We start from the raw sequence: 13,012 nt of genomic DNA on the forward strand, positions 1-13,012 counted from the left end.
TTAATTTTTCATTGCCCTCATGTTGTCCTACCAACAAACCCTCGACCATGTGTACCGACTCGAAGTCGAGCGCATGGATCTGAAACTCGAACGTGTTGCCGCGGCCTTACAGCTTTGCGGGTCACCGCAGCTTCGCTACCCGGCGCTGCATGTCGCTGGAACCAATGGCAAAGGTTCAACCGCGACTTTTTTGTATGCGATGTTGACTGCGGCAGGCTATCGTGCCGGTCTGTTCACGTCTCCACACCTGGTCGATTTTCGTGAACGTATTCGTCTTGGCGATACCTGGATTAGTGAACAAGAAGTGATCGACGGTGTCGCCGCGATTCGTGCGGAGATTGAACCGGCAGGAATCAAGCTGACGCCTTTTGAGATGATGACCGTACTCGCCTTTCGTGCTTTTGCGCAAGCATCGGTCGATGTCGCGGTCGTTGAAGTGGGGCTTGGCGGACGACTCGATGCTACCAACGTCCTGACACCGTTGGTGGCAGTGATTACCAGCATTGGCCTTGATCACCAAGCGTATCTCGGCAATACCATCGCTGAGATTGCGCGTGAGAAAGGCGGGATCATTAAATCGCACGTGCCAACGGTGATCGGTCGGATGGAGGCAGAAAGTCGAGAGGTGCTCTGTTCCATCGCTCGTGAACGCGAGAGTACCGCGTATCTTCTTGGGGAAAATTTTACCGTAGCGCAACAGCGGGATGGCTCTGGACACTACATAGGCCTTCGTTGGCAACTGCACGATTTGCATCTGGGTTTACGTGGACAGTTCCAGCATAACAACGCAGCGACAGCACTTGCCGCACTTGAATTGGCGCACCAGACTTTCCCGATCAATGAAACCCAGGTGCGCCAGGGGTTACTGAGTGCCCGCTGGCCAGGGCGAATAGAAATTGTGTCCCGGCAGCCACTCGTGATCTTGGACGGAGCGCACAATTCCCAAGCCATGCAGACACTGGTGGCAGAATTGCCAGCACTCTTACAAGGCAGACGGGTGAAGTTGCTCTTTGCGGTAATGCGAGATAAAGACTGGCGGGTAATGATTCCACTTCTTGCCCCATTGATAACGGAAGCGGTTGTGACTCGCGTGCAACAATCACGTGCTGAAGATCCTGCACTATTGCGGGACGCCTTTGCGCCGTTCTGTCCAGTCCACATCGTTGATAATGCGCAAGCTGCCTGTCGACACCTCCTTGCCTCAACACCATCAGACGAAGCGGTGCTCATCGCCGGTTCGTTGTTTTTAGTTGGAGAAGTGTATCCCCTGTTTGCGCCAACCGCGATGAAACCTCTGCTTGAGCGAGAACAAGGAGCAACCGCGTGAAACATCGGTGGCAGGTTGTGGTTGGGTTGATGGTCTGGCTGCTGCTCTCGTCCGCCTGGGCTCAAGATGAGAGCGCGGAGCTGGATGAGCCTGTCCAGATCAAAGGTAATACGTTGACCTATGAACAGCAAAGCAATGTTGCAACGGCAACTGGTGACGCGGTGGTCACGAAAGGCACGACAAAACTTTCAGCCGATTCGATCAGTGTGAACCGCGACACCAATGAAATGAATGCGAAGGGAAACGTGACGCTGCAGTCTGATCAGGGCAATATCAAAGCTGATGCCATGCGCGTCGAAATGGAGAATGAGACCGGTGATATTACCAATGGGACAGTGACGCTGCCACGACAGCAATATGTACTGACTGGGAAAAGCCTGCAGAAGTCATACGGCCAAAGCTATCACATCGAGAATGGGGCATTGACGACATGCCAATGCGACGATTTTGCTAAAGCCGATTGGAGTATCGGCGGTCGCACGATCGATGTCAACTTGCACGGCCAAGGGACTGTACGCGACGGAGTATTTCGTGTCCGTAATTTTCCGTTGCTGTATGTTCCATATGGATCGGCTCCTGTGACGAGTGATCGGCAGAGCGGATTCCTGTCTCCGAATTATGGGTTCTCCAGCAAGCGCGGGTTTGTCTGGCAGCAACCGTTCTACTGGGCGATTAATAAGAGCTATGACGCAACGGTCACTACTGACCTGGAAACCAGCGCTCGTATCGGAATGTGGGGGGAGTTTCGTTATGCTCCCAATGAAACCACAGAAGGTATACTTTCTGCCTCGTACTTCAACGAGCGAATTCGTGGACCAGCGTCGACAACCTCGCCCATGAATCGCTGGAGCGTCACTGGCGCTCACCGTCAGTTACTCGGCAATGGCTGGCGTTTGTATAGCGACCTTTTCTTTGTCAGCGACGACTTCTTTTTGCGAGAAATTAGCCATCGGGCGCTCAATCTGCGATCGGCACTCGAGATAGACGATTGGGATCTGCGCACGCGCCGTTTCACCGACTCACGGGCTGGTGCGGTAAAAACCTGGCAGCACGCCCTGTTTCGTGGTGAGGCTGCCTACTATCAAGATTTACGCCGAAATCAAGATTTTGCCTTTCAAGAGTTGCCACGTTTACAGTTCCAAGGGCAGCGCCGGATCTGGAAGGATCGATTGGACGTTGGTATCAGTATCGACGGTGCGGACTTCTATCGTAACCGTGGCTACGCTGGGCAACGTCTCGATATTGCCCCGTGGATAGGCATGCCTTTTCATCTGGGAAAGTACCTCTTTGGTTCGGTCAAGGTCACTGGCCGCGAGACCATTTATCACATGACCTCTGAAGACGTCTTTCCCGATTCCCAGAGATACCCCGACTTTTCGCCACTTCCTGAAGGTGGCCGACTACGGGGTGACCGTACCCGTGAAACCGTGCAATTCCAGGCTGAGGTCGGGACTCGTATTTCACGAGTCTTCGATGCACGGTGGGGGAAGTTGCGACAGCTCCATCATGTGATCGAACCAACCGTGAGTTATTACTATACTCCGTATGTCAATCAGCTTGATCTCCCGTTGTATGATGCATTGGATCGCATCAATAAACGGAACCTCTTTGTGTATGGCGTTGATAACTACATCTTGGGGAAGTTCGCGTCGTCAACGACGACGGAGTCTGGCGAGGTCGAAACAACGCAAGTTCGCGAACTCGCCCGTTTCTCTATTCGACACGCCTACGACCCCTCGCGTCCGATTGGCCGCCTCGGGGATAAATATTCAGATCTGGATTTGAGCGCGCGCCTTCAGCCACTTCCGTATGCGACCTTCTCCTTCGATTCGACATATGACGTGGCCCGCGGAGACCCAACAACTATTCGCGTTGGGGCGTTTCTTACCGACCCCCGTCCGTTACCGGCGACGAGTCCATTACTCCAACATCTGCAGCGACGCACGACCGTTGGGGTTTCGTACCGAACGATTGCTGATCGCCGCTTACTCCGAGAAATGAATGCGTATGTGATCTTTCGTCTGAACGACTACCTCACGACCGCGTACATGGGGCGCTATGATTTCAATGCTGCGTCGTTCATTGGGAATCGCTATTTTGTTCGATTCATCTCGCCGCAGAAATGCTGGTATGTCGATCTTGGGCTGATTGATCGTGTGAACCCGCAAGAACTGGAATTTCGCGTCTTCTTCACCTTCGTGGGGTTAAGTTCCTCTGGCCGAGCGGCGTTCTAACTGCTCGTGGATTGCATTTTCTCATGGCTTCAGCGAAGGTAAGGCGCTAGGAGGACGGAGCGATGATAGAAGTCGGCATCGTTGGTGGTTCTGGGTATACCGGTAGTGAGCTGTTACGCATTCTGTTGCAGCACCCATCCGCACGCGTCAAATGGGTGACCTCTCGCGGTGACAAGAAGCTCGAACACCTTCACCGTAATTTCTATGGCATGGGGCTGGAATTTATTACCCTTGAAGAAGCACGCGGAGGAGATGTCGTCTTCCTGTGTACTCCATCACGAGAGTCGATGTTGCATACGGAGCGATTTCTGGAGCAAGGCAGCAAGGTGATCGACCTTGGGTCAGACTTTCGGCTCAAGAATCGTGAAATTTTTGAGACGGTCTACAAGGCAAAGCATACGTGCTGGAATTTGGTTGGTGAAGCACCATACGGGCTGACCGAACTCCGGCGTGACGACATCAAGAAAGCGCGACTTATTGCCAATCCTGGCTGCTTTGCCACGGCGATGATCCTCGGACTTGCTCCGCTCATTAAAGAGCGATTGATAGACCTTGAACACATCTTGGTTGATGGCATGTCTGGTACCTCTGGTGCTGGTGCCGTTCCCGAGACGCAGAGCCAGCATGCAGAGATCGGCAACTCGGTCTTTGCGTATAACGTGACCGATCATCGTCATACCTACGAAGCAGAACAAGAACTGTCAGTGATTGCCGGAGAGAAACTCCAGATTAACTTCACTCCGTTCTATGCGCCATTCTCACGCGGCATTCTGGCCGCCTGTCACGGATTCCTGACCGATCATCTTGATCGTGGGCAAGTGCTCGATCTGTTCAAAGAGTTTTATCAAGGCCAGTACTTTGTCCAGATTCTCGATATGGATAAAGACCCGAAAGTGTCGTGGCAATACTTGCCGTATCCGAGCGTGGCAACGTTAGCGGGTTCGAACTTCTGCCAGATCGGTCTTGATGTTGATAACAAACGTGGACGTGTCGTCGTCTTCTCCGCGCTCGACAATCTCGTCAAAGGCGCGGCTGGGGCAGCGGTGCAGAACATGAATGTGATGTTCGGTTTGCCGGAAGCGACCGGGTTGACGATGTTGGGGATGCATCCCTAGGGGCTGGGGGCTAGGGACTAGAGGCTGGTTTCTGAAGAGACTGCCTTCTTCACTTTCGTCTTGCTTGTTGCGTTGATGTAACGGCTTCGCTTATAGGTTCCCTCTCCCCTTGTGGGAGAGGGACAGGGTGAGGGGGAGAGTCAAGTCGTATGCTCCCAGCAAAATATCAGCCTGCTCAGATACTCGCACCTCTCATTGCCAACCTCCGCCAGACGGGCAACACCATCGTCTTCACCAACGGCTGTTTCGATATTCTCCACCCTGGCCACATTCACACGTTGACCCACGCCAAAGCCCAGGGCGATGTGTTGATCGTTGGCGTGAACAGCGATGCTTCGGTCAAACGACTCAAGGGCGAGAGACGCCCAATTCTCAATCAAGACGAACGAGTTGTGATGTTATCTGCGCTTGAAGCAGTTGATTACGTCACGATTTTCGATGAAGACACGCCACTCGCGCTCATCCAACTGCTCCAACCCCACGTCTTAGTCAAAGGTGGCGATTGGAATTCTGAGGCCGTTGTCGGGCGAGAAGTTGTCGAAGCGAATGGCGGGAAAGTCGTTCTCATTCCGTATCAGGAAGGGCTCTCGACGACCGGTATTATCGAACGTATTCTTCTGACTGCCCGTCAATCCGCATAGATCTTCATTCCCACGTTTCCCTGCCATTCACTATTGCTCATCCTTGCTGCACGTCGATCGACAGAAGGCGCAGGCATGTGACCGTCTTCGCGCGCAGCACGATCGCTTCTGCACCGCGGTATAGGCTTTCTGCCAGCGTATCCACCTCAAACGGCAGAAAAGCATACTGTGCCGACTTCATCGTCCACGCCCTCTCCCTGCTCACAGAAAAATTAAAGAGAGATCTAGCGACGTTGTAAGGACTTTTCTCCTCACACTTCGTAAACCTCATTCCATGGTAAAAGACAGTTCCTCAGGAGGTAAAAATACACTGTACTGATCGATGGAGCAGCAAAGAGAGGAGACCGTATGTCACGAATCCCACAACTTTCCCACAATTCTCCCATAACTTCCTGTGTGCTGATTCGTCTTCTACACTTAAGACATCAATCCTGCAGGATATGTCAAATTCAGCTCAAGATCCTTGAGGAGGAATAGTTATGAAACGTGTAACATTTCGTATTCTGTGTTTTTTATTGAGTGCCACGCTGACTTTTACGCCAGCGACTCACGCTCGTATGAACGGAAGTACCCCTCAAACAGGCCTGACAGCCACAACGAGTACCCCCGATTCTCATGGCTATATCACTTCCGTACTGTTTGATGGTCAGTTGCTGTCACGGGGGTTTGTTACCAACCTTGCGGCAGACCCGGTCATGTCCTGGGGCGCAATTTTCAACGAGACTGGGACAGATACCGTTGACGGTGAGTTGTGGTTCATTGTCTCGAAGGACGACCAGTTTATCTATTACCATCTCACAGACGAACCAAGTTCAGGCACCGGGTCCGCAGCTTACGGTGGCTATACTGTCAAGATGAAGACAGTGATGACGTTGCAGGTCTACAATTTCGGTTCTGGCGGGACAGTCCCTATCATAGGCAATACCACCGATGCGTTTGTCGTGACAACAGCAGAACTGTATGTGAATTCTAGCTTCATCAACTATCCGCGTCCCAGATACCGCGACCCGATTACCGGAGCAATCGTCAGCTCTGACATTCTCATCCATCTCTTCAATCAGGTGGAATCCTACAACCTTCCACTCGCTGCCAGTACAGGACGCTAGGCGGGTTTCAGCCTGCAAGCGCCAGATGGAACGCTCCTCGGAGAAGAGTGGTCATTCGGTATAATTGCCAACTCAGCGACCTCTACAGACTGTGAAGCGTTTGGCGAAGCATTTGCAGATTGGCCAACCTCAGCGCAGTCATGGGCGCTCAGTGCGCAGAATTATATCGCAGCCCTGGAAGGAGGAGCACTGGCCGCAAGTATAGGCACAGCAGCAACGCTACTAGGTGGTCCCGATGTCGAGGTGAGCTTCACGATCGTCACCGACGTCCAGAAGGGTATCAACAACGCGGTTGCTCCTCTCGCCATGGCTGTTACGGACTTCTTGTGCTCTTCACTGGCGGAAGCAGCCTGCAAAGTGGCAAACAATGTCATTGATGACCTCTCCCTCGTAGAAGTTGATTTTCCTGGTGTAGAAAACATCTCTTTCACGCAAACTGCTCTTGTGTGTGATCAATACGGAACAGCACTTGTGGGTTCCAGTGCCTCTGATGATGGCAATGGTGGCATCATTGTGACCGGGCACACAGAACAAGTCTGCACCAAATGGCATTATGAGCAGGTCCCAGCATAAGGAATCTCTCTTCTCGTGACGAGTTCACGGGGCGACCTAGTGGTCGCCCCCATTTTTTGCTGCCGACGTCGCCACCACTATTCTCTACAACTCCTCTAGCAGAGTTTTCGCTTCACGCAGGTCAGGGGTGTCAAACCCTTCAGTGAACCAAGCGTAGAGTTCGGCTAACATGCGGTGTGCTTCAGTAAGCGTAGAGCATGTATCGTGTTGCGTATTACGTGTTGCGTGTTGCGTGTTGCGTGATTCAGATTGCAGAAATTGTTGTTGTCGTAGCCGCGCGAGGCTCATCACTGCGCGCAGTTCGAGTGACTTGGCTTGCTGCTGCGGGGCGATGTGGATGGCTTTGTGAAAAGCCCTCTCCGCCTCCTCCATTACCTCCATTGGGACTAGGGGCTTGAGACTAGGGGTTTGTGGCGCAGACGACGACTGAGGATTGCAGGCTGAGGATCGACTATCAGAAATTTTTGCACTTTGCACTTTGACTTTTGCACTTTGACTTGCCTTCTGAAGCGTCAGCTCCCCCGCAAGCCGATACAACTCTGCCTCAAGGCTTTGCTGTCCGGATTGCTCAACTTGCGCTATTGCTGAAGCAATCGCTTGTAATCCCGCCTCAGGTTGTCCTAGATCTAGATATGCTTCGGCCAAAGCTGCTAGAGCTTCTGGTTCGACCAGTTTGAAGCCAAACGTGTGATAGAGCGAGAGTCCATGTTGTATCCGTGCAATCCCTTCTTTGGGCTGACCGTGTTGAACCGCAAGCCAGCCCTCTATAACGGCACCAAACGTTGTCCACAGGTCTAGGTCGTAGTCGGTTGCAATCTTCAACAACGCTTGTAGGTGCGTTTTGACGGTTTCAGGATCGCGAAGGCTTTTGTAGAGAGAAGCCGCCAGGCTGTGGACAATGGCTGTACTCTGTGGATGTCCAAGGGTTGACGCCCAATGTAACGCTTCGCCCATAGTAGAACGTGCTTGGTCGTAATGACCTAAATGCCACAACGTCAAAGCCAAATAGCCAAGACTCGCACCGATCGGATCTTCCCCATGAAGCGAAGCAAAGAGCCGTTGTTCTTCAAGGTCTCGGACATCTGAACACAGAACAAACTGTTGATGAGCAACCGTAAAATGCCCGCGCATGAGCGACACCATCGCTACGGTAAGTAGACTTCCCTGCGTAAGAGACGGGGAACTATATGGTTGCACTTGCTGCACGAGGCTAGCGCTAAACTTCTCGGCTAGATCGAACTCAGCTCGACAGAAATGGAAACGAAAGAGTCCAACAAATGCAACGACTAATTGCGGTTGTTCGCCGAGGCGTTGGCACAGTTCGCGGATTCTCTCGAAACAGTGCTCGGCTTCCGGTACCGCGTAGCCTTTGGAGTGGAGCAACGGTGCCGCCAGAGACACCTGAAGCATCAATTCATCTTGGTCACGCTCCGCGCTCTCAGGCAGGACGTTCAGCATCTCGATGACACGGAGAAAATGGTGTGCTGCTTCCCGATGCGCTGCGCGTTGTTGGGCATGGCGTGCAGCGTGTTCATGGTAGTGGCGAGCCCGGTGCGGGTCGTGCCCCTGTTCAAAGTGATAGGCAAGAACGGTCGCCACTTCCTGCGTTTTGTTGTTGTATGCCTGCTCGATGCGTTCGCCGATCCGCCGATGGAGGTGTAGTCGTTGCGTGGGCGACAGGCGTCGTAAGAGCACTTCTTGATACAACGTATGCCGAAAACTATAGCGTACGGTTATCGTCCGATCGGGCCAGGTGCTCACATCATGGGCCTGCACGAACTGGCGACGCCGCGAGAGGGCTTCACACTGTCTTTCAATCTCAGCAGGAGTTTTCTCTAGTGCCGCGGCAACAGCGGGAATGGGGAATTCCATCCCGACCACACTTGCGGCTTCCAGCACTGCTCGCTCTTCTGTTCCAACTCGCTCAAGCTGCTGCTCGATGAACTGCCGAAGCCCGACCGGCACTTCGCGGTTCTCTTCGTTGCCGACTATTTCCCATTGTTCTCCTCGTTGTACTATCACTCCTTGTTCTAGTATCTCATTTGCGACTGTCACAACAAACAGTGGATTCCCTTCCGTACGCCGATGTATCACCGCGCCCAACCGCGCCGGTAAAGATCCATCGGAGAATCGGCGAGCCACATACTCTTCAACCTGCGCTGGCGTGAGATATGGCAAACTGATTTCTTGGCAGTGATCATGCAACGCGAGTTCTTGTGTCACAGCGTATAAAGGGTGCTCTTGTCGCAAGACATCTCCTGGACGATACGAGCCGATGATCATCAGTCGCGCGGGTGACTGCCGACGTGCGATGAAGGAGAGCAAATCTAGCGTTGAGTAGTCACTCCAATGTAGATCTTCGAGCACTAAGAGGAGCGTAGAATCTGTAGTGAGAGCTTCGAGTGCCCCGGTCATCTCACGGAGCATGCGCTCACGCGTGGCCCCGACAACCCGTTTCTGCACGGCTTCCAGCTCTGCCTCGGTGAGAAACTCTGGCATTTGTACCAACCACGTCGGGGCATGGCGACTCAGAAGTTCCACCACTTGCTCTCCACCTTCGCCACGGCACAGGTGCCCAAGGGCATCGAGAATCGGCAGATACGCCTCTCCTGCACCGTAGTGCTCAATACACCGCCCCACCGCCACTTCCCACCTCGGGGCTAGGGGCTGGAGGCTAGGGGCTGGCTCAGAAGGTGAGGAAAGTGCGGAGTTCGGAGTTTGAGACTTTAGACTATCTTTAATGCGGAACAAAAATGTCTCAACCAATGTTGTCTTGCCGATCCCCGGCTCACCGGTGACAAAGACGAGTTGGCGTTGGCCATTGTTCGCTTTAACGAACAGGTTGTGAAGAGTAGCAATGTCGGTATCGCGGCCAACGATGGGTGCGGCTAGAGGCTTGAGACGAGAGGCTGGTGATGGGGAGGGGCTCGTCTCGAGCCTCCAGTCTCTCGTCTCTTTTTCGCTACTGACTACTTCCGCGACAAATCGATACCCCCGCTTGGTCACCGTCGTGATGTATCGCGACTTCTTGGGGCCATCCCCCAACGCTTTGCGTAACTCCGTCATGCATACGGTTAGCGTACTATCTGTTACGTACGTTCCTGCCCAAACGTTCTTGAGGAGTTCCTCTTTGCTTACCAGGTGTCCGGGCCGTTCAAGCAGATAACACAACACCGCGAACGTTTTGGCGCGCAACGCAATCGTTTGAGAGTTACGGCGTAAACTGCCTTCACGGGTATCGACGACAAAGGGGGGAAATTCGTAACGCTCTGACTTCATTCTGCGGACCTCATCATTGCTCAAAGAAAAATTAAAGAACAATTAAAGAAAGATTTAGCAACTTTGTAAGGACTTCCCTTCTCACACTTCGTAAACCTTATTGCATGAAGAAAGACAAGTCCGCAGGAGAGGGAAAACCTGCTCACCCAATCACTCGAGTACACAAGAAAGGAGGAGAGTACATGCATCACACACGGCAAGAGCGAACAGGGAGTTTGCGGCGCACGGAGAATCCCGCGACTTCCTGCACGCTTTTGCCGTCTTTTACGTACACGTTAGGTATTCGCACGCAATCAATTTTTACCAACCTTTTATAGAGGAGGAATAGTTATGGATTCTTTTTTCTCAGCGTTGTCTCTTCGTCGTATGCTACTCGGTGGGTTGTTCGCGACATGTATGTGGCCCCTCACGGCTGAGGCGGTCAATCGGTACGTATCCGACACTGGTACCGACGGCTTCAGTGGGACAAAGACCTGTACAAGTGCTACTTCGCCGTGCCTGACCATCAATCATGCGGTTAGAAAAGCTCTCGCAGGAGACACCATTTTTGTCACGTATTCATCCGTGACGTCTCCTACTGTAAACAACATCACGATTAACAGGAGCCTCAATATCACGGGAAATGGGCTCAAGCGCTCGATTCTCAACGCCAACGGCACAGGTCAGCATTTCAGTATCACCGGAGCGACTACCGTTGTCACACTAACGAACTTGGATTTGAGAAATGGGGCAGCCTCCACTGGAGGATCTATCTCCAACAGCGGACTTACCCTTACGCTGTCAAACACTGCTCTCAGAGCTAACACAGCGACAAGCAATGGTGGAGCCATTTACAACACAGGTACACTTATAGTGACCAACAGCGAAATTGAAACCAGTTCTACAACAGGAAACGGTGGCGCTATCTACAATTCAGGAACGGTTCGTGTGACCAGTGGCAGTACGGTCAGGAGTAGCACCGCACGGTATGGTGGAGGGATCTATACAACAGGTGGCAACGCAAACGTACAGATCAATCAAAACTCCACGGTTAAAGACAATCGCGCCAGCCAGGACGGTGGTGGTATCTATGTTGATGAGGGTGGGACGATGCAGATCTCGGACAGTACCTTCGACGACAATGACGCGGAGGGTGAAGGTGGTGCAGTATACGCGGGTGGTGGAGATGTAACAATTACGAAAAGTACCTTTGAAGATAACGCGGCAGATTTTGATGGTGGTGCCGTTTCTATTCATGAGGGTAGGGTTACAGTCACGACAAGCTTCTTTACTACCAACAGTGCAGAAGGCGCTGGTGGTGCCATTTTTGCTGGTGAAAACGGTAGGTATTCCATCAACCACAGTAGTTTTGCGGATAACTCTGCCAGTCTTGGCGGTGCGCTTTCAGACTACACCGATGGGGCCTTAGCATCACCTTCCCGCATCTCAGCCAGCACTTTCGCTTTTAACGACGCTACCTACGGGGGGGGGGAGCTATTTTCTACATTGGGTATGAAGAGCTGAATATCGTCAACAGTACGTTCTCAAGCAATCAGGCTAGTCAGGGTGGCGCCTTTGAGGCTGGTTTTACCACTGGGCCAATCACTATTGCGAACTCTACATTTTATGGTAATGCCGCCACTACCGGAGCCACACTCTCCACGCAACAACCGTTAACCTTAAACAACAACATCATTACTCATAGTGACGATCCTAGTACGGCGACCGTTTTCGGCGATGGCACGGCATGCGCGGGCACCATTCTACCCTTAGCAGGACGTAACAATCTTGTCGGTACTAGTATCAGTACCGCCGCTGGGTATACCACGTATACAGAGGGTAGTTGCGGGCCCTTTCCTTCTTTCACCCTTCCCAGTGTCACGTATTTCGATACCGTTTTAGGCGACAACGGTGGGCCAGACGTCGGTGTCGATAATGATCCTTTGGAGACTCATGCCCTTCTCACAGGCAGTAACGCTCTTGGCGCAGGCTGGAATAGTTGTCCAGACCCGACAACCGGAGCTCCACTCACGCTCGACCAGATCAGCCAACCTCGGCCTGGCGGCGCCGTCGCTGGCTGTGATGCCGGAGCTTTCGAGTTGCAATAGAAATGACGTAGGTGGGTGGGACGTGACCCACCCAACCTATCCTACCGCCTCTTCACTGCAGCAGCTGAAGAAAAATTAAAGAAGAATGTAGGAACTTTGTAAGGACTTCTCCGCTCACGATTCGTACAACTCATTACATAGCGCAAGACAAAAGCGCAGCAGAGGTAAACCTGCTCATCCACACAATCGAGCCGCGCAGAAAGGAGGTCGTATGCCGCACATCCCATAACTATCCCACAACTATCCCACAACTTTGTCGACGTTTTCCGCATCTTCTCTCCTCAAAGACTACACCCCTGCAGGGAACGTCAAATTTCACTTACTCGAACAGAGTACAATAGAAGGAGAGTCGATTATGGCAACAAAAGTGACTGAGCATTATCTCGAGTTTGGCGGCATGAAGTATTTTCGCGAAAACGCCCATAACGTAGAAATGTGCTCGTACGGTGAGAAAAAAGATCCGATCGGCCCCAGAGTGTATTTAGACGTACAAAACAAAATCAAGCCAGAGTACCTCGAAGGTCGCGTTAGGCATGGGCAAGAATTAAGTTACCGATTAAGAGCGAGGAAGAAGCGTATAGTTCCAATCGCCATGAAACTTACCGGGTTTGATATTGAGCGCTTGAAACTCATCGTCGGAGACCTGTAGG

Annotated in this window: 9 protein-coding genes; 8 read left to right on the forward strand and 1 reads right to left on the reverse strand. The window is 52.4% G+C overall.

Features of this window, described 5'->3' with window-relative positions; genetic code table 11:
* The first annotated feature begins 19 nt into the window (after window positions 1–19).
* From FJ147_04615 to FJ147_04640, 6 genes are all read left to right on the forward strand, one after another.
* The gene (locus FJ147_04615) at window positions 20–1,327 is read left to right on the forward strand and encodes a bifunctional folylpolyglutamate synthase/dihydrofolate synthase (GenBank protein ID MBM4255163.1); all 1,308 of its coding nucleotides are present in this window, start codon (window positions 20–22) and stop codon (window positions 1,325–1,327) included.
* Window positions 1,324–3,561, forward strand: a complete 2,238-nt coding sequence (locus tag FJ147_04620) for an LPS-assembly protein LptD (GenBank protein ID MBM4255164.1) — start codon at window positions 1,324–1,326, stop codon at window positions 3,559–3,561. Before FJ147_04615 ends, FJ147_04620 begins: the two co-directional genes overlap by 4 nt.
* Window positions 3,562–3,623: 62 nt before the next feature.
* The gene (gene argC, locus FJ147_04625) at window positions 3,624–4,676 is read left to right on the forward strand and encodes an N-acetyl-gamma-glutamyl-phosphate reductase (GenBank protein MBM4255165.1); all 1,053 of its coding nucleotides are present in this window, start codon (window positions 3,624–3,626) and stop codon (window positions 4,674–4,676) included.
* 149 nt (window positions 4,677–4,825) lie between these two features.
* On the forward strand, window positions 4,826–5,317 hold the full coding sequence (rfaE2, locus tag FJ147_04630; GenBank protein ID MBM4255166.1) for a D-glycero-beta-D-manno-heptose 1-phosphate adenylyltransferase: 492 nt from the start codon (window positions 4,826–4,828) through the stop codon (window positions 5,315–5,317).
* A 479-nt stretch (window positions 5,318–5,796) separates the two neighbouring features.
* Entirely contained in the window at window positions 5,797–6,423 is a 627-nt protein-coding gene (locus FJ147_04635) for a hypothetical protein (protein ID MBM4255167.1), read from the forward strand.
* 357 nt (window positions 6,424–6,780) lie between these two features.
* Window positions 6,781–6,996, forward strand: coding sequence for a hypothetical protein (locus FJ147_04640; protein ID MBM4255168.1), 216 nt, complete (start codon window positions 6,781–6,783; stop codon window positions 6,994–6,996).
* Between the two features lie 84 nt (window positions 6,997–7,080).
* Here the strand turns inward: FJ147_04640 and FJ147_04645 are convergent, their stop codons facing one another.
* Window positions 7,081–10,275 (reverse strand): hypothetical protein, encoded by a 3,195-nt coding sequence (locus FJ147_04645; protein ID MBM4255169.1) that lies wholly within the window; start codon window positions 10,273–10,275, stop codon window positions 7,081–7,083.
* A 330-nt stretch (window positions 10,276–10,605) separates the two neighbouring features.
* Between FJ147_04645 and FJ147_04650 the strand changes: the two genes are divergently transcribed.
* Complete coding sequence (locus FJ147_04650; GenBank protein MBM4255170.1) at window positions 10,606–11,778, forward strand: hypothetical protein; 1,173 nt, start codon at window positions 10,606–10,608, stop codon at window positions 11,776–11,778.
* Window positions 11,779–12,717: 939 nt separating this feature from the next.
* Entirely contained in the window at window positions 12,718–13,011 is a 294-nt protein-coding gene (locus tag FJ147_04655; protein ID MBM4255171.1) for a hypothetical protein, read from the forward strand.
* Window position 13,012 lies beyond the last annotated feature (1 nt).

The sequence above is a fragment of the Deltaproteobacteria bacterium genome (assembly GCA_016874775.1).
Taxonomy (GTDB): Bacteria; Desulfobacterota; Binatia; order Bin18; family Bin18; genus VGTJ01.